At 70.1% G+C, this 15858-nt stretch carries 17 protein-coding genes; 11 read left to right on the forward strand and 6 right to left on the reverse strand.

The genetic code is table 11. The annotated features are described in order from the left end of the window. Positions 1 to 42: 42 nt before the first annotated feature. The 3 genes from IE302_RS37330 (at position 43) to IE302_RS37340 (ending at position 2921) form a co-directional block, all read left to right on the forward strand. Complete coding sequence (locus tag IE302_RS37330) at positions 43 to 690, forward strand: TetR/AcrR family transcriptional regulator (RefSeq protein WP_191259168.1); 648 nt, start codon at positions 43 to 45, stop codon at positions 688 to 690. 202 nt (positions 691 to 892) lie between these two features. Beyond that, positions 893 to 1561 (forward strand): helix-turn-helix transcriptional regulator, encoded by a 669-nt coding sequence (locus IE302_RS37335; RefSeq protein ID WP_191259169.1) that lies wholly within the window; start codon positions 893 to 895, stop codon positions 1559 to 1561. 145 nt (positions 1562 to 1706) lie between these two features. Further along, complete coding sequence (locus IE302_RS37340) at positions 1707 to 2921, forward strand: glycosyltransferase (protein WP_191259170.1); 1215 nt, start codon at positions 1707 to 1709, stop codon at positions 2919 to 2921. 77 nt (positions 2922 to 2998) lie between these two features. Here the strand turns inward: IE302_RS37340 and IE302_RS37345 are convergent, their stop codons facing one another. Further along, the gene (locus IE302_RS37345; RefSeq protein ID WP_191259171.1) at positions 2999 to 3883 is read right to left on the reverse strand and encodes an NAD(P)H-binding protein; all 885 of its coding nucleotides are present in this window, start codon (positions 3881 to 3883) and stop codon (positions 2999 to 3001) included. 101 nt (positions 3884 to 3984) lie between these two features. Here IE302_RS37345 and IE302_RS37350 point away from each other — a divergent pair, with 101 nt between their 5' ends. Then, positions 3985 to 4875: a LysR family transcriptional regulator gene (locus IE302_RS37350; protein WP_191259172.1), complete on the forward strand. Its 891-nt coding sequence runs from the start codon at positions 3985 to 3987 to the stop codon at positions 4873 to 4875. Here IE302_RS37350 and IE302_RS37355 read toward each other — a convergent pair. Then, entirely contained in the window at positions 4863 to 5444 is a 582-nt protein-coding gene (locus IE302_RS37355) for a TetR/AcrR family transcriptional regulator (RefSeq protein WP_191259173.1), read from the reverse strand. The two genes, IE302_RS37350 and IE302_RS37355, sit on opposite strands and share 13 nt — an antisense overlap. 87 nt (positions 5445 to 5531) lie before the next feature. Here IE302_RS37355 and IE302_RS37360 point away from each other — a divergent pair, with 87 nt between their 5' ends. Both IE302_RS37360 and IE302_RS37365 read left to right on the forward strand, forming a co-directional pair. Beyond that, the gene (locus IE302_RS37360; protein ID WP_191259174.1) at positions 5532 to 7106 is read left to right on the forward strand and encodes an MDR family MFS transporter; all 1575 of its coding nucleotides are present in this window, start codon (positions 5532 to 5534) and stop codon (positions 7104 to 7106) included. A gap of 7 nt (positions 7107 to 7113) precedes the next feature. Next, complete coding sequence (locus IE302_RS37365) at positions 7114 to 7599, forward strand: universal stress protein (protein ID WP_191259175.1); 486 nt, start codon at positions 7114 to 7116, stop codon at positions 7597 to 7599. Here IE302_RS37365 and IE302_RS37370 read toward each other — a convergent pair. Then, the gene (locus IE302_RS37370) at positions 7513 to 8484 is read right to left on the reverse strand and encodes a DMT family transporter (RefSeq protein ID WP_191259176.1); all 972 of its coding nucleotides are present in this window, start codon (positions 8482 to 8484) and stop codon (positions 7513 to 7515) included. The two genes, IE302_RS37365 and IE302_RS37370, sit on opposite strands and share 87 nt — an antisense overlap. A 72-nt stretch (positions 8485 to 8556) precedes the next feature. Here IE302_RS37370 and IE302_RS37375 point away from each other — a divergent pair, with 72 nt between their 5' ends. Further along, on the forward strand, positions 8557 to 9471 hold the full coding sequence (locus IE302_RS37375) for a LysR family transcriptional regulator (RefSeq protein ID WP_191259177.1): 915 nt from the start codon (positions 8557 to 8559) through the stop codon (positions 9469 to 9471). A gap of 151 nt (positions 9472 to 9622) precedes the next feature. Further along, positions 9623 to 10783, forward strand: a complete 1161-nt coding sequence (locus tag IE302_RS37380) for an integrase core domain-containing protein (RefSeq protein WP_229908190.1) — start codon at positions 9623 to 9625, stop codon at positions 10781 to 10783. Between the two features lie 137 nt (positions 10784 to 10920). Here IE302_RS37380 and IE302_RS37385 read toward each other — a convergent pair whose 3' ends face one another. Then, a complete protein-coding gene (locus IE302_RS37385) occupies positions 10921 to 11556 on the reverse strand; it encodes a TetR/AcrR family transcriptional regulator (protein WP_191259178.1) in 636 nt (211 codons plus the stop codon). A gap of 79 nt (positions 11557 to 11635) precedes the next feature. Between IE302_RS37385 and IE302_RS37390 the strand changes: the two genes are divergently transcribed. From IE302_RS37390 to IE302_RS37400, 3 genes are all read left to right on the forward strand, one after another. After that, a complete protein-coding gene (locus IE302_RS37390) occupies positions 11636 to 12592 on the forward strand; it encodes a zinc-binding dehydrogenase (RefSeq protein WP_191259179.1) in 957 nt (318 codons plus the stop codon). Positions 12593 to 12674: 82 nt separating this feature from the next. After that, the gene (locus IE302_RS37395; RefSeq protein ID WP_229908192.1) at positions 12675 to 13754 is read left to right on the forward strand and encodes a hypothetical protein; all 1080 of its coding nucleotides are present in this window, start codon (positions 12675 to 12677) and stop codon (positions 13752 to 13754) included. A gap of 222 nt (positions 13755 to 13976) precedes the next feature. Beyond that, a complete protein-coding gene (locus IE302_RS37400; RefSeq protein WP_191259180.1) occupies positions 13977 to 14405 on the forward strand; it encodes a pyridoxamine 5'-phosphate oxidase family protein in 429 nt (142 codons plus the stop codon). On the opposite strand, the gene IE302_RS37405 is transcribed toward IE302_RS37400, so the two are convergent. Further along, on the reverse strand, positions 14397 to 14732 hold the full coding sequence (locus IE302_RS37405; protein ID WP_191259181.1) for an EthD domain-containing protein: 336 nt from the start codon (positions 14730 to 14732) through the stop codon (positions 14397 to 14399). The two genes, IE302_RS37400 and IE302_RS37405, sit on opposite strands and share 9 nt — an antisense overlap. A gap of 22 nt (positions 14733 to 14754) precedes the next feature. Beyond that, entirely contained in the window at positions 14755 to 15813 is a 1059-nt protein-coding gene (locus IE302_RS37410; protein ID WP_191259182.1) for a tartrate dehydrogenase, read from the reverse strand. Positions 15814 to 15858: the final 45 nt, after the last annotated feature.

Genomic DNA, 15858 nt, shown 5'->3' on the forward strand with positions numbered 1-15858 from the left:
CGGAGCGCCAACTAAGCTTCGGCCGATGGAGCGGGAGGGCCGATGACGGACGCGGACGGGCAGAGCCCGCGAGAACGCTACCGCGACCAGGTGCGCGCGGAGATCAAGCAGCACGCGTGGGAGCAGATCGCCACCGCCGGGGTCCCCGCGCTGTCGCTCAACGCGATCGCCAAGCAGGTCGGGATGAGCGGTCCGGCGCTGTACCGGTACTTCGCCAGCCGCGACGACCTCATCACCGCGCTCATCCGCGACGCCTACCGCAGCCTCGCCGACACCGTCCGGGCGGCGTACGAAGCGGGCGCCGACCTGACCGGGCTCGCTGTCACCATCCGGGACTGGGCCCGGAGCGACCCGCAGCGCTACTTCCTCATCTACGGCACGCCCGTCCCCGGCTACCACGCGCCCGACGACACCACCGCCATCTCGCGCGAAGTCATGGCGGTGCTGCTCGACGCGTGCCGCGCGATCACCGTCGACAAGCAGGCGACCCCGTTCGACCAGCACCTGGACGGCCACCGCGACTGGGCGGGCGACGATCCGGCCCCGTCCGCGACCCTGCACCGCGCGCTCGCCTTCTGGACGCGTCTGCACGGCGTGCTCTCGCTCGAACTCGCCGGCCACTTCACCGGGATGAAGTTCGACCCCGATCTGCTGATCGCGGACGAACTGGACGATCTCACGACGCGCTGAGCAGCGTCGGCCGATCTCGATCACCTCCGCACTGAACCTTTCCCGTGCTTCGGGCGTCTTGCCCTGTGTGGTGCCGCCATCCGTGGGAGACGAGGCTTCCTCGGTTGACATGCAACGTTGTAACGTTATAGGTTCTAAGTAGTGCGATAGCTATTCACGCCACCCGTTTCCGGGTTTCCGAGCGCTTCGGATAGGGACTTCGATGTTGATTCAAGGGGAGAAGACCGCCAGGAGGACCGACCGCGTCAGAGTCGCCGTGCACGCCCCGGACCTCCTGGCCGGACTCGGCACGACGAGCATTCTCGGCGCCGACGAGCGGCTGGACGTGCTCGCCGACACCGACCTGGGGCCGGCCGAGGTGATCGTGACGGTCGGGGATTCGATCGGCGACGGGGTTTTCGCGTTCCTGCGCCAGGTCCGTGCCGCGTCGTCGCTCGCGTCGCCACCGAGATGCGTGATCGTCACCGACCATTTCCCGGTCCAGGTCCTGATGACGGCGATCGAATGCGGCATGGCCGCGTTGCTGCCACGTCGCGATCTCGACAGCGAGCACCTGGTGCGGACGATCCTCGCGGTCAGCCAGGGCGCCGGTGCCCTGCCGCCGCGACTGCAGGGCAGCCTGCTTTCCCAGCTCGAACGGATCCAGGAAGACCTGCTGGTACCCAACGGGCTCGCGCTTTCCGGCCTGTCCGACCGGGAACGGGAAGTGCTCCGCCTGCTGGCCGACGGCCACGGCACGGAGGAGATCGCGGCCAAACTCGCCTACTCGGAGAGCACGGTGAAGAACGTCCTCCATCGGGTGATGTCGCGCTACGGCCTGCACAACCGCACGCACGCGGTCGCCTTCGCCCTGCGCACAGGATCCATCTGAAGAGTTCGTCCAGAGTGGACGAGAGAAGGGGCTTTTCCTCGCCCCCTTCAACTTATAGCCGACCCCGGGGCTTGCGGCAAGGCCGGGGTCGTCCCGCAGAATTGCGCGCCGAAGGCCGGAAACTGCGGAAACGGGGAGTCGCGAAGTGCGTGTTCTGTTGACGACGTGGGGATCTCGCGGGGATGTCGAGCCCTTGGTGGGGCTCGCGAAGGAATTACAGGAACTCGGGGCGGAAGCGCTGGTAGCCGCGCCGCCGGACGAGGAGTTCGCGACCTTGCTGCAGCGGGCGAGGGTGCCGCTGGTGCCACTCGGCCCGACGGTGCACTCGGTGGTCGCGGGACCGAAGCCGCCGACAGGAGAAGACGCGCTGAAACTCGCTCCGGCACTGGTCGCCGCCCGGTTCGAGACGCTTTCCGCCGCGGCGGCGGACTGCGACGCGATGCTGGCGACCGGTCTGCTGCCCGCCGGCGCGCGGGACGTGGCCGAGAAGCGGGGAATCCCTTACGTGTACGCGTGTTTCCACATCTTCGGGCTGCCGTCGCGGCATTTCGCCCCGGGGCTGCGGCCGGGCACGCCGTCCCCGGAGGGCGAGACCGACAACCGCGTGCTGTGGCAGCAGGACGCCCAACGGGTGAACGCGTTGTACGGCGGCGCGCTCAACGAGCACCGGGCGGCGATCGGCCTGCCGCCGGTGGACAACGTCCGCGACCACGTCTTCACCGATCGGCCTTGGCTGGCCGCCGACGCGGTCCTGTGTCCGTCGGAGGGAATGACGGACCTCGACATCGTCCAAACGGGAGCGTGGATCCAGCCCGACGACCGTCCGCTCCCGGACGACCTCGAAAAGTTCCTGGAAGCCGGTGAGCCGCCGGTGTACGTCGGCTTCGGCAGCATGGCCGCATACGCGCCGAAGGACATCGCCCGGGTGGGCATCGAGTCACTGCGGGCGCTGGGGCGGCGGATCCTGCTCGCACGCGGGTGGGCCGGATTGGCCTCGATCGACGACGCCGACGACTGTTTCGTCGTCGGCGAGGTCAATCAGCAGGCGCTCTTCCGTCGCGTGGCCGCCGTCGTGCACCACGGCGGCGCGGGGACCACGACGACGGCCTCGCGGGCGGGCGCGCCCCAGGTGGTCGTCCCCCGGATCGCGGACCAGCCGTACTGGGCGTCACGTGTGGAGGAACTCGGAATCGGTGTGGCACATCAGGATCCGGCGCCGACCGTCGAGTCCCTGTCGGCCGCGCTCACGACCGTGCTGTCCCCCGAGACCCGGGCGCGGGCGAAGGCCGTGGCCGACACGATCCGGACCGACGGGGCGGCGGTGGCGGCGAAACTGCTGCTGGAAACCGTCGAGGCTTAGGTCTCCCCAGATGTCATGAAAGGGGCGTTCCTGACGAATTTCGTCAGGAACGGCCCTTTCATGACACTCCCCGGCCGTCAGCTCCCGGACGAAACGGCGGGCTTGAGCGCTTCCTCGCACCACTGGCGGAAGGTCGTCGGCGTGGTGGCCTCCGGCGTCCGCGGCGTCGCGCTGTCGATGCCCGCTTCCTTGGCGATCATCATGTCGACCATGCCCTGGGCCATCGCCTCGGACCAGCCGTTGGCGCGTTGCGTCGCGCGGAACGCGTCCATCGAGACCTGCTGATAGCGCACGGGCCGCCCGAGGACTTCGGACATGATCCCGGCAAGGTCGTTCTGGGACAGGTCTTCCGGGCCGAGCACCGGGACGTCGGCCACGCCCTCCCACGACCGGTCGAGCAGCAGCCCGGCGGCGACCGCGGCGATATCGCGGGTGGCGCAGGTCGGCGCCTTGCGGTCACCCGAAACGGGGGCGAAGAAGACACCGTCCTTGCCGATGGATCCGGCTTGCCACAACAAGTTGTCCATGAACGTGGGCATCGTCAGTGCCCGGTAGCGCACGCCCGTGGCGGCGATCAGATCGTCCATGGCCCACGACGCCGACAGGTATCCGGCGTTCTCCGCGACGCCGCGGCCGAGGGCGGAGACGCCGACGACCCGGGTCACGCCGTGTTTCTTGACGGCTTCGCAGGCCGGCCGGGTGAAGTCCAGGTAGGCGGCTTCGAGGCTTTCGGCGCGGTGGTCCGCGGCGACCAGCCAGAACACGGTGTCGGCGCCGGCGAAGGCCTCGTCGACGACGGCGGCGTCGCTGTGCGAGCCCTTGACGACCTCGACGCGCTCGCGGACGTGATCGGCCAGCCGGGCGGGATCGCGGGCGATCACGCGGATCGGCTCGCCGCTTTCGAGGAGGCCGCCGAGCAGCCTGCTGCCGATCTGTCCGGTCGGCGCGGTGACGACGATCATGAAGACTCCGAGGTGATAGGGGGTTTTCGACGTCGTCCAGTCAAGCCAGGAGAGGCGGCGAGCTGAAGGACCACCTCGGTCGCCATTGATACCCTGGAGATATGAGTGACCTGGAGACGCGGCAGCTCCGCTACTTCGTGGCCGTCGCGGAGGAGCTTCACTTCGGCCGCGCGGCCGAGCGGCTTTCGATGGCGCAGCCGCCGTTGTCCCGGGCGATCCGGGACCTGGAACGACGGCTGGACGTCCGGTTGCTCGAACGCACCACTCGCCAGGTCACGCTCACCGGAGCGGGCGAGGTGTTCCTGCGGGACGCGAAGACCGCGCTCGAAGCGGTCGCCGCGGCCGAACGGCGGGTCCGGCAGGCCGGTCGCCCGGATCCCCGGCTGCGGCTGGCACTGAAGGCCGATCACGACGCCGGGCTGTTGCCGAAGATCGTCGAGGCCTACGAGGCCGAAGAAGGCGCTCTGCCGATCGAACTGATCCTCGGCGGCCGGGGCGAACAGCCGCAGCAGCTCCGCGACGGGCGGGCGGACGTGGCACTCGTCCCCTCCCCCTTCGACGCGCGCCGTCTCGACTTCGAGCCGTTGCTGACCGAACCCCGGCTGGTGGCGGTGGCGGCGAACGATCCGCTGGCGGCCAGGTCCCGGCTGACCCTTTCGGATCTGGAAGGCAGGCTCCTGCCCGACGGCGCCCCCGCCGGCCAGGGCCCGTCGACCGGCCCGCCCGCCGCGGTGGCGCCCCACGGTCCCGTCTCGGACCTGACCCAGATCCTCAAACTGGTCGAGCTGGGCACCATCGTCTGCTTCCTGCCCGTTTCGGTCGCGGATCGCTATCAGCGGCCGGGAATCGCGTACCTGGCCGTCGACGACGTCGAGCCCACGACCCTCGCCGTGATGTGGCCGCAGGACTCGCGCTCACCGGCCGTCGCCGCCTTCGTCCGGGCGGCGACCACGGTGGTGTCGAGCGCCTACGCCCTCGCTCAGCGGAGCTGAACGCGGCCCAGCACCCTGTCCACGACCGCGGGGAGCGGCTCGTCGTCCGGGCCTTCCAGCCACAGGATGTTCCCGGTCCGCAAGGTGGCGAGGAACGTCGCCGCGGTGAGCCGGGCCAGCTCCTGGTCGAGACCGTGGCCCCGGGCGAGCAGCACCGCGATCAGGTCGCGTTCGAGCGCGAACTGGTCCCCGGCCTGCCGCGCGAGCAGCGACGGATGCCGCCGCAGCAGCCTCAGCTGGGCCACCCATTCGCGGTCCGGGACGGGATTGGCCCGGTACAGGTCCTGGCACGCCGCGCGCAGCGCCTGCCACGGCTTCTCGGCGGGCGGCCTGCCTTCCACCAGCGACACCAGCAGCCCGGTCCGCTCGCGGTCTGCGTGCAGGATCGCGTCCTCTTTGTTCGCGAAGTAGTTCGAGAACGTCCGCCGGGACACCCCCACCGCGTCGGCGATGTCCTCGACGGTCACACCGTCGAGACCGTGCTCCATCGCCAGGCGAAGCGCGGCCTCGTGCAGTGATTGCCGCGTCGCCGCCTTCTTGCGGGTGCGGAGCGTGTCGAGGGTGTCCACCAGGACAGCGTAGCGAGGGGAATAAAGTTCCCACTGTGCAAGTTTGCACAGTGGGCAATAATTGCCCCGGACGCTTGAAAGGACGCCATGAAGACCGAAGGAACGGCGGAGGCACCGTCGGGGGCGATGGGGCACCGCCAGGTGCTCGAGTCGCTGTCCGGCCTGCTGCTCGCGCTGCTCGTGGCGATGATCAGTTCGACGGTCGTGTCGACCGCCCTGCCGTTGATCATCGGCTCGCTGAACGGCTCACAGACCCAGTACACCTGGGTGGTCACGGCCACCCTGCTCGCGGCGACGGCGACGACCCCGATCTGGGGCAAGCTCGCCGACCTGTTCAACAAGAAGTCGCTGGTCCAGATCGCGATCGTGATCTTCGTGATCGGCTCGATGATCAGCGGGTTCAGCCAGAACACCGGGCAGCTGATCGCCGCCAGGGCGTTCCAGGGCATCGGCGTCGGCGGCCTGCAGGCGCTGGTCCAGGTCGTGATCGCGGCGATCATCCCGCCGCGTGAACGGGGCCGCTACAACGGCTACCTCGGGGCGGTCATGGCGGTCGCCACGGTCGGCGGCCCGCTGCTCGGCGGCCTGATCGTGGACGTGCCGTGGCTGGGCTGGCGCTGGTGCTTCTTCGTCGGCGTGCCGATCGCGGTGGCGGCGTTCATCGTGCTGCAGCGGACCCTGAAGCTGGAGACCGTGCGCCGGGAGAACGTCCAGGTCGACTACCTCGGCGCGGGTCTCATCGCCGCGGGCGTGAGCGTCCTGCTGATCTGGGTCTCGTTCGTCGGCAACAGCTTCGACTGGCTTTCGTGGCAGACGGCGGTCATGGTGGCGGGCGGTGCCGTGCTCCTCGTCCTCGCCGTGCTGGTGGAACGGAAGGTCCGCGAACCGGTCGTCCCGCTGCACATCATCACCCAGCGCACCCCCGCGCTCGCGATCGTCGCGAGCCTCGCGGTCGGCATGGCGATGTTCGGCGGCGCGGTGTTCCTCGGCCAGTACTTCCAGGTCGGGCGCGGTTACTCCCCCACCGAAGCCGGTCTGCTGACCATCCCGCTGATGGGTGGCGTGCTCGTGTCCTCGACCGTTTCCGGTCGCCTGATCAGCCGGACCGGGCGGATCAAGCCGTACATCGTGGCGGGCACCATCACCCTGGTGATCGGGTTCCTCGGCCTGGGCACGGTCGACCACGCGTCGCCGCTGTGGCTGGTCGGCATCGCGATGGCCGTCGTCGGCGTCGGGGTCGGCATGACGATGCAGAACCTCGTGCTCGCCGTGCAGAACACGGTGCCGCTGCGGGATCTGGGCGCGGCCAGCGCCTCGGTCACGTTCTTCCGGTCGCTCGGCGGCACCATCGGGGTCTCGGTGCTGGGCGCGGTGCTCGCGAACCGGGTCACCGCCGACCTGTCCACCGCGCTGCACGCGCCGGCGGGCCAGGCGTCGACAGGCAGCGTCAGCGCGCTGAATCTCAAAGCGCTGCCGCCGGAGGTCCAGACGATCGTGCACACCGTGTACGGCGACGCGACCGCGCACATCTTCCTGATCTCCGCGGCGGTGGGCGTCGTGGGCGTGATCGCGGCGCTGCTGCTCAAGCCGCTCACCCTGCGCACCACCCTCGACGTGGAGACCAAGACGGAAGCCCCGGCTTCCGACCCGGTCGCACGGTAGGCGTGCGATGAACGGGAACGCCGCCGGGGCCTTCGAGTCCACTGTGGAGCGTTTCGGCCCGCCCCGGCACCAGTCGGGGCGGGCCATCCTGGCCGGGGTCGACGGTTCCGACACCGCGATGCGGGCGGTCGCCTTCGCCTTCGGCATGGCGCGGCGGGAAAGCGGCAGGCTGATCGTCGCCTTCGTCGTCTGCCGCACGGCGCTGACCAACCTCGGCCCGGCGGTCGCGTCGACGGTGGAACACGACACGACACTCCAGCTCTACGCCGAACTCCGCGATCAGATCCGGGAAGCGGCCGAAGAGCTGGAAGTGCCGGTCAGTTTCCTGAAGACGTTCGGCGATCCGTACACCGCGCTCCGCGACACCGCCGACCGCAGCCAGGTCGACACGGTCGTGGTCGGCGCGTCACAGAAGGCGGGACACCGGTTCGCGGGCTCGGTCGCGACGAAGCTCATCAAGACCGGGCACTGGCCGGTGCTCGTCGTTCCTTGACCTCCGGCCGCCCAGCAGGGAGACGGCTCCCACCGTGGCGACGACGAGCGCGCAGCCCGCGAGTTGCAGCGATGTCGGCCATTGGCCGAGCAGGAGCGCCCCGAACAGGATCGCGGCGGCGGGTTGCAGCATGAGCACGGCGGACCCGCCGCTCGCCGGCAGGGCGGACAGGGCCTTCCCGATCAGGAGCCAGCCGAACACCTGCGCCGTCACGGCCAGCGCGAGCAGCCACAGCAGCGACGAAACGGGCGGCGTGATGTCGAGGGTTCCCGCCATCAGCCCGGAAAGACCGCCCACGCTCGCGGAGGCCGCGGTCGCCGTGGCGAGCATCGTCGTGTGGCCACCGCCGCCGTCGGTTCCGGCACGGCGCAGCAGGATCAGGTAACCGGCGTAGGCCACACCCGCCAGCACCGCCATGACGGTGCCGTACCAGGGATCGCTGCCCGCGGTCCCGCCGTCCGCCAGTCCCCCGGCCAGCGCCGTCCCCGCCAGCATGACCGGGATCGACAGCCAGAACAGCCGCGACGGCCGTTCGCCGAACCACAACAGCCCGGCCAGCGGCACGAGGACCACCTGGACGTTGACCAGTGCCGTGGCGACGCCCGCCCCGACGGAGAAGATCGCTTCGCTCCACAGCACCATGTCGATCCCGAGCAGGACACCGGCCAGCACATGCCGCCGACGCGCGGCCGGGATGGGGCGGTGCCCGCGCTCCCGCGTCCTGGCCAGCAGCACGAGGATCGGCAACGCGAACAGGCAGCGGAAGAACGTCGCCGTCGTCGAGCTGACACCGGACAGCGCGACGAGCGGGGCGGACAGGGCGATCGCGAGCGCTCCGAGGACTCCTTGTGCCCGCGGATCGGCGAGAATTCTGTGCTGGGACATGCTTTCGATTCGATCGCACGGAAGCGGACAGGACCAGCGAGATCCTCTTACCCCGAGGGTTAAGCTCGGCTAATGAGTGGCGATCTGTCCAATGTGGAGCGGCTGCGGATGCTGCACGCGGTGTGGCGGCGGGGGTCGCTCGCCGCGGCGGCCGAACTGCTGCACGTGACGCCGTCGGCGATCTCCCAGCAGCTGACCAAACTGGAGCGGGAGGCAGGCACCGGGCTGCTCGTCCGGCACGGCCGCGGTGTCCGGCTCACCCCGGCGGGACTGCTGCTCGCGCAGCGTTCGGAGCGGGTCCTCGCCGAACTCCGGGCCGCCCGCGCCGATCTGGACTCGCTCACCGGGGAGACGACCGGCGTTGTCGAGATCGGCGCCATCCCGTCCGGGGTGCACACGTTCATCACGCCCGCGCTCACCGGCCTGGCCGTCCGGTTCCCGGGCATCGAAGTGCGGCTGCACGAGGTCGAACCGGAAGAGGCCCTGCCCGCGCTCGCCGACGGCGTCTTCGACGTCGTGGTCGTCGAGAGCTGGGAGAACCTGCCGCTCACCCGGCCGCCGAGCACCCGATGGACCGTCCTGCGCGACGACGCGGCGACGATCGTGCTCCCGGCCGGGCACCGGCTGGCGGGCGCGGACTCGGTCCGCGCCGAAGACCTGGCCGACGAGATCTGGGTCGCGTGGGCCCGCCCCACCCTGGCGAACGCGTGGATCCGCCAGACCCTGCGCGAACGCGGCATCGAACCGACGGTCCGGCACACGGTCAGCGGCTTCGGCACGCAGTTCGCCGTCGTGGCCGGGCTCGGCGCCGTCACGGTCGTGCCGGGTATGGCCACCACGATCGCGCCGCCGACCGTGGTGTGCGCCCCGCTCGAACCCGCACTGCACCGGCAGCTCTACGCCGTGCAGCCTCAGGGGGAGACCCGGCCCGCTGTGGCGGAATGCGTCGCGGCCCTGGTCGAGGCGGCCCGCTCCTGGGGCGTGTGAGCCTTCGGTCCAGGTGGTCGTGAGTGGCAAGTGTCGTTCTAACCCCTCTTCAGTCTCATGAGAGTTGTCGTGGTGTGTGTCTCACCTGATGTGTCGCTTGATCGCGTGGTGCCCTTTCGGCATGGCGGGAAAGCGGGCGAAGATGAGGCTCATGGACGCGACGCTGATCGTGGATCCGGAGATCGAGAATGTGGCCGAGTGGTGCCGGGTGAATGGCGTGAATCCACGCACGTTTTATCGGCACCGCGCGCGGATCCTGGCCGAGGGCGAGTGGCGGCCTTGGTCACGGCGGCCGCACTCGAGCCCGGCTGCGACGCCCGAGCCGGTGGTTGCGCTGGTCCTGCGGTTGCGGGAGGAGCTGGCTCCGGACAACGGTGCGGACAACATTCGGGTGGAGCTGGAAACACTGGTGAACAGCCCTGGCTGGCCGGTCGGGACGCGGGTGCCGGCGCGGGCCACGATCAACCGGATCCTGGACCGCAACGGACTGCTGGAGAAGAACCCGAGGAAGCGTCCACGGTCGTCATGGCGCCGGTTCGCTTATGCCCGGCCGCGGGACTGCTATCAGATCGACGGCACCGAGCACACCCTCGCCGACGGCAGTGTGGTGGTGGCCATCGACGTGCTCGACGACTGTTCACGGGTCTGGGTGGCCAGCCACGTCGCGCCCGCGGAGACCCCTGCTGCCGCCCTGGTCGCGATCGGCGACGCCATCACCGGCTGGGGCCCGCCGGGGCTGATCCTGGCCGATAACGGCACCGCCTGGGCTCACCCTCGCCGTTCCCGCGACAAGACCCTGACCAGTGTTTTCTCCCGGACCGTGTCCGCAGCCCACGGCAGCCGGGTGATCCATTCCAGCCCATATCACCCGCAGACCTGCGGCAAGGTCGAACGCCTGCACGGCACCGCCGCCCGGTTGCTGAACCACCGCTGGCCCGAGCCGGCCGCCACCATCGCCGACCTGCAAACCCGCCTGGACCAGGTCCGCGAGCACTACAACACCCGCCGCCGGCACTCCGCCCTCAACACCACTCCGGCCCTGGCCTGGACCAGCGCGGCCAGCCACGGCGGACCGGGCGACCTGCCCCGCCAGGACGACGCCACCATCCACAAGATCAAGGTCATGCCCAACGGCACCGTCGCCCTGGCCGACTACCGCATCAGCGTCGGCCGCGAACACGCCGGCACCATCGCCACCCTGCTCCGCTGCGGCGAACGGGTCACCGCCTACACCACCAACGGCGACCCCCTCGGACACATAACCCTGGACAAAACCAAGAAATACCAAGGAAAAGTCACTCAAGCAGCCTGACCAACACACCTACACCATGACACAACTACCGAGACACACCCTTGACACATCTCCCGAGACATGACAGTCGTTCTAACCCCACTTACCACTCACGACCACCCCGGCCCAGCGCGGTCGCGACGTACGAAGCCCTCCGCTCAGACGATCATTCCCGGTAGTACCAAGGCCAACCGTCCCACCGGCGGCAGCGCAGGCTGTTCCGGCACCGCGCGGAAGGCCCCGATCACGAGCGCGGCGAACCGCCGGGACGCCGCGACCTGGGCGGCGGGCGAGGAGGCCTGGATCCCGTTGTTGGCCATGAGCATGAGAATCAGGTCGTCGAGGACGAAATCGGCGCGCAGTTTCCCGGTTTCCTTGGCCCGGCGTGCCAGCTCGGCGATCGCCTTGAGCGCGTCGTTGCGGCCCGCGGTGAAATCGACCGCTTTCGGGAAGGCCGAAACGAAAGCCGCGGTGAAGCCTCGGTCGCGCGAGTGCAGTTCGCAGATCTTCTCGATCACGGAACAGAAACCACGCCACGGATCCGGGTCGGCGAGCCCCTCCTCGACGATGACGTGGCATAGGCACATCTGCTCGGCGAAGGCTTCCGTCGCCAGGATCTCCTTGGTCGGGAAGTGGCGGTACAGCGTCGCGGGACCGACTTCGGCGCGGCGCGCGACTTCCCGCAGCGGCACGTTCAGGCCTTCGGTGGCGAACAGCGCGCGAGCCGCTTCGAGGATGCGTTCACGGTTGTCGACGGCGTCGGAGCGCGGGATCCGAGTCAAACGGTCGGTCACCACTCTCACTTTAGCCAAAACGGACGGGTGCGTCCGTTAACGTCCGTCGGACCAGTGATCGAAGACCGAGGAGACAGCGATGCGAGCAGTCGAGATCCGGAAGTTCGGCGCCCCCGAAGGGCTGGCCGTCATCGATCTCCCTTCCCCGGTTCCCGCCGCGGGCGAGGTGCTGATCGACGTCGAAGCGATCGGCGTCGGCGGCGTCGACACGGTGATCCGGAGTGGCGCTCTCGGCGGTTTCGGTTTCCAGGAAGGGTTCATTCCCGGAAACGAGATCGCGGGCACCGTCACCTCCGTCGGCGACGACGTCGATCCGTCCTGGGCCGGGCGGCGCGTCTGGGCGTTCACCGGCGAGGGCGGCGGTTATGTCGAGCGGGCGGCGATTCCCGTCGAGAAGGTCGTGCCCCTGCCCGAAAACCTGCCCGCGGACGCGGCGGTCGCCGTCGGGACTTCCGGCATGGTGGCGCATTTCGCGCTCGCCCATGCCCATTTCGCGCCCGGCGAGTCGGTGCTGGTGCGCGGGGCGGCGGGCAGCATCGGGATCATGACGGTGCAGCTCGCGGCGGCCGGCGGCGCGAGCGCGGTGGCGGTCACGACCTCCTCGGCCGCACGCGGCGAACGTCTGCGCGAAGTGGGCGCGACCCACGTCCTCGACCGCTCCGGCGACGGCGAGGGCCCCGCCGGGTACGACGTCGTCATCGACATCGTGTCCGGTGTGGACATGCCGTCCTTCATCGACAGGCTCGCACCGAACGGCCGTCTGGTGACCGTCGGCGTGGTCGCGGGCATGCCACCCGCGGACTTCGGCGCGAAGCTGCTGACAAGGTTCCGCGAATCGCTGTCGGTCGCGGCCTTCAGCGCGGACTCGATCCCCGAAGCGGATCGGCGGGCAGTGACCACGGCGCAGTTCGACGCGGCAGCACAAGGCGAACTGCGTCCGGTGGTACACGAACTGCTGCCGCTGGAGAAAGCCGTTCTGGCGCACCGGAAGATGGACGACGGCGAGGTGTTCGGCCGGATCGTGCTGACGCCGTAGCCGTGGTCCTTTGTGGAGACGGCGTCACCCGGTCAGTGCACTTTTCCCCATCGCGTGCACCGTCGCACTAGGCTGCCCACTCGTGCTCGAACCGTCCAAACCAGAGGCGGCGCCGATGCCCGGGGGAACCGGCTTCACGGCGGTCGACCTGCGACCGCTCTCCGCCGGGGAGGGCACCAGCGCCTATTGCGTGAACGACGCCGGGATGATCGTGGGTGAATCGGGGTCCCGGCCGGTGCGCTGGGACCGTGCCGGGAATCCCGCGCCCTTGCCGGTTCTCGACGGCTGCACCGGTGGCCGCGCGGTCAGCGCCAACGCCGCCGGGGTCATCGCCGGCTCGCTCTACACCGGTGAGCATCTCCGGCCTGTGTGCTGGCGGCCCGACGGCCGGGTGCACGCGCTCGAACTCCCCCTCGGCGCGATCTCCGGCACGACGTGCCGGGTGAACGAACGCGGTTCGATACTGGGGAACGCGATGCGGCCGGGCTATCGCTGGCGGGCGCTGCGCTGGGAGCCCGGCGGCGAGGTGGTGGAACTCGGCGCCCCGCCCGGCGGCGGGGAGACCCAGGGCCACGACCTGAACGGACTGGACGAGGTCGTCGGCTCGGCCAAGAACGGCACCGGCCGGACAGCGGTGCGCTGGAGTCCTTCGGGGAAGATCAGCAAACTGCCCCCGCCGCGCCGCGCGACGGCCTGCGGGATCACCGATTCCGGCGCCATCCTCGGCGACGGGGTCGTGTGGAACCGTGACGGGGGCACCGTCCTGCTGACCGGCGGACCGGAGTTCTCCGCCGGTCAGGTCGTCCGGATCACCGGGCGCGGTGTCACGATCGGCTGGGGCGTGACCCCGGACCGGCGCGGCACCTGCGCGCGCTGGGATCGCGACGGGCGGCCGACCGTGCTGCCGCCCCTGCCCCCGGACATCGCGAGCACGTGTTACGACATCGACGACGCCGGGACGGTCGTCGGCGAGTCCGTGGGCAGGGGAACGGTGCGGCCGGTCCGCTGGGACGCCGACGCGACACCGTTCCCGCTGCCGTCGCCGCCCGGTCTCACCGCGATCATGGCCCAGCACATCACCGCGAGCGGCGCCGTGATCATCGGCTACGGCTTCGACGCGGACAGCTCCTCGTATCGCGGGATCGCCTGGCACCGCACGTGATCGCAGCATGCCTGTCAGGCTGTCACGAGGTCGATCGCGCGCCGCATCGCTTCGTCGAGCGGGCTCCCTTGACGTAAGGCCGCTTGCCCGGCGGCGAAGATCGCGCCGGTGACGGCGCCGACCATCACCGCGGCGTCGATCTCGCCGAGCTCGTCCTCACAAGCTTCGAACTGGCTGGCCGCTCAGGCCTCCGCCCGGCCCTGACCACGTAGTCTGGGCGCGATGAACCACAACGGAATGATCGAGTACGTGCGCGAGCGGCGGACGGGGGTCGTGTCAACGCTCGGCCCCGGCGGCGAGCCCCAATCCGCGTATCTCACCCTCGCGGTGACCGACCGCGGCGAGTTCGTGTTCGACGCGAAGCCGGATTCCCGCAAGGTCGCGAACCTGCGCCGCGACGGGCGGATCGCGATCGTCGTCGGCGGGGACGACGGTACGACGCTGCAATGCGAGGGTGTCGCCGACATCCCCGCCGATGACGAGTTCGAGCGCTGCAAGGCCGCCTACCTGAGGGCCTTCCCGGAGTTCGCGGACTCGCTCGCGGGCGGGAACGTCGTCGTCCTGCGGGTCGCGCTTCACTGGGCGAGGTACGGCGATTTCCGTGCCGGGGCACCGGAACCACGTGAGATCCGGCTCCCGTCCTCACCTTGAGCCGGAGTGTTCCTCGACCGTCCACGAACGGGTCCGGGACCGGTCGAGGAACCGGGCCTCGTCCTCGGCGACCCCGGAGCCCTCGGCGAGCACCAGTCCGAGCCAGGCGGCGCGGGTGGCCTCGTCGGCGAACTTCATGTGCGTGATCACGTCGAAGTCCGCGGGGAACCCGCGTGCCCCGGTCTCCGGCAGGTAGTTGCGGGTGTAGAGGGCGGGCGCCGGCGCGAGGCCGAGGATGAGCGGGACGTGCCGGTTCTCGTAGTAGTCGACGAACTCCTCCCGGCTGAGCCCCTCACGGGCCTTGAGCAGGGCGATGGTGGTGATCACGGGTCGCGCTCCTTCCGTCGGATCAGCCGCCCACCCGGTCGAGTACCGCGCGCGTGTACCCGGCGGTGTCGGCCGTTCCGCCGAGATCGACAGTACTCACGCCGTCGGCCAGCGCGCCGAATGCGGCGGCCAGCAGTTCCTCGCCCGCTTCGGGGTGTCCCAGATGGTCCAGCATCATGGCCGCGGACCACAGGGCGCCCAGCGGATTCGCCTTGCCCTGCCCGGCGATGTCCGGAGCGGAACCGTGCACCGGCTCGAACATCGACGGGAATTCCCGTTCGGGGTTGAGGTTCGCCGCCGGGGCGACCCCGATGCTCCCGGCCACCGCGGCGGCCAGATCGCTGAGGATGTCGCCGAAGAGGTTGGAGCCGACGATGACGTCGAACCGCTCCGGCGCCAGGACGAGCTTCGCGGCGAGCGCGTCGATGTGCTCCTTGCCGGTGCGCACTTCCCGGTGCCGCGCCGCCACCTCGTCCACCAGCTCGTCCCAGAACGGCATCGTGTGGACGATGCCGTTGCTCTTCGTCGCCGAGGTCACGTGACCGCGGCGGGTCCCGGCCAGCGCGTAGGCGTACTCGACGACGCGGGTGACGCCCCTGCGCGTGAACACCGCCTCCTGCACGGCGAGTTCGTCTTCGGTGCCCCGGCCGAGCCGCCCGCCGATCTCGGAGTACTCGCCCTCGACGTTCTCCCGGACGACGACGAGGTCGACGTCCCCGGCACCGGCGTTCCGCAGCGGGCTCGGCACCCCGTCGAGCACCTTGACCGGCCGCAGGTTGACGTACTGCCGGAAGCCGCGCCGGATGGGGATCAGCAGACCCCACAGCGACACGTGGTCCGGCACGCCCGGCCAGCCGACCGCGCCCAGCAGCACGGCGTCGTGCCGCCGGATCCGGTCGAGGCCGTCGGACGGCATCATCGCGCCCTCGGCGAGGTAGCGCTCGCAGGACCAGTCGAAGGAGTCGTAGGCGAATTCGATCCCGTGCCGCCTGCCGACGGCGGCGAGCACGGCCTGAGCCGGGGGCAGCACCTCGGTGCCGATGCCGTCGCCGGGGATGAGCGCGATGCGGTAGCTGGTCATGGGTCCAGTGGACGCCGGGCCGGGCGCGCACGTCCAAGACCTGGT

Source organism: Amycolatopsis oliviviridis (assembly GCF_014654365.1).
GTDB lineage: Bacteria > Actinomycetota > Actinomycetes > Mycobacteriales > Pseudonocardiaceae > Amycolatopsis > Amycolatopsis oliviviridis.

What these genes read in the sequence shown, in the direction of transcription:
- IE302_RS37330 (WP_191259168.1), top strand. Translation starts at nt 43, where the DNA reads ATGACGGACGCGGACGGGCAGAGCCCGCGAGAACGCTACCGCGACCAG.
- IE302_RS37335 (WP_191259169.1), top strand. Translation starts at nt 893, where the DNA reads ATGTTGATTCAAGGGGAGAAGACCGCCAGGAGGACCGACCGCGTCAGA.
- IE302_RS37345 (WP_191259171.1), bottom strand. Translation starts at nt 3,883, where the DNA reads ATGATCGTCGTCACCGCGCCGACCGGACAGATCGGCAGCAGGCTGCTC.
- IE302_RS37350 (WP_191259172.1), top strand. Translation starts at nt 3,985, where the DNA reads ATGAGTGACCTGGAGACGCGGCAGCTCCGCTACTTCGTGGCCGTCGCG.
- IE302_RS37360 (WP_191259174.1), top strand. Translation starts at nt 5,532, where the DNA reads ATGAAGACCGAAGGAACGGCGGAGGCACCGTCGGGGGCGATGGGGCAC.
- IE302_RS37365 (WP_191259175.1), top strand. Translation starts at nt 7,114, where the DNA reads ATGAACGGGAACGCCGCCGGGGCCTTCGAGTCCACTGTGGAGCGTTTC.
- IE302_RS37370 (WP_191259176.1), bottom strand. Translation starts at nt 8,484, where the DNA reads ATGTCCCAGCACAGAATTCTCGCCGATCCGCGGGCACAAGGAGTCCTC.
- IE302_RS37375 (WP_191259177.1), top strand. Translation starts at nt 8,557, where the DNA reads ATGAGTGGCGATCTGTCCAATGTGGAGCGGCTGCGGATGCTGCACGCG.
- IE302_RS37380 (WP_229908190.1), top strand. Translation starts at nt 9,623, where the DNA reads ATGGACGCGACGCTGATCGTGGATCCGGAGATCGAGAATGTGGCCGAG.
- IE302_RS37390 (WP_191259179.1), top strand. Translation starts at nt 11,636, where the DNA reads ATGCGAGCAGTCGAGATCCGGAAGTTCGGCGCCCCCGAAGGGCTGGCC.
- IE302_RS37400 (WP_191259180.1), top strand. Translation starts at nt 13,977, where the DNA reads ATGAACCACAACGGAATGATCGAGTACGTGCGCGAGCGGCGGACGGGG.
- IE302_RS37410 (WP_191259182.1), bottom strand. Translation starts at nt 15,813, where the DNA reads ATGACCAGCTACCGCATCGCGCTCATCCCCGGCGACGGCATCGGCACC.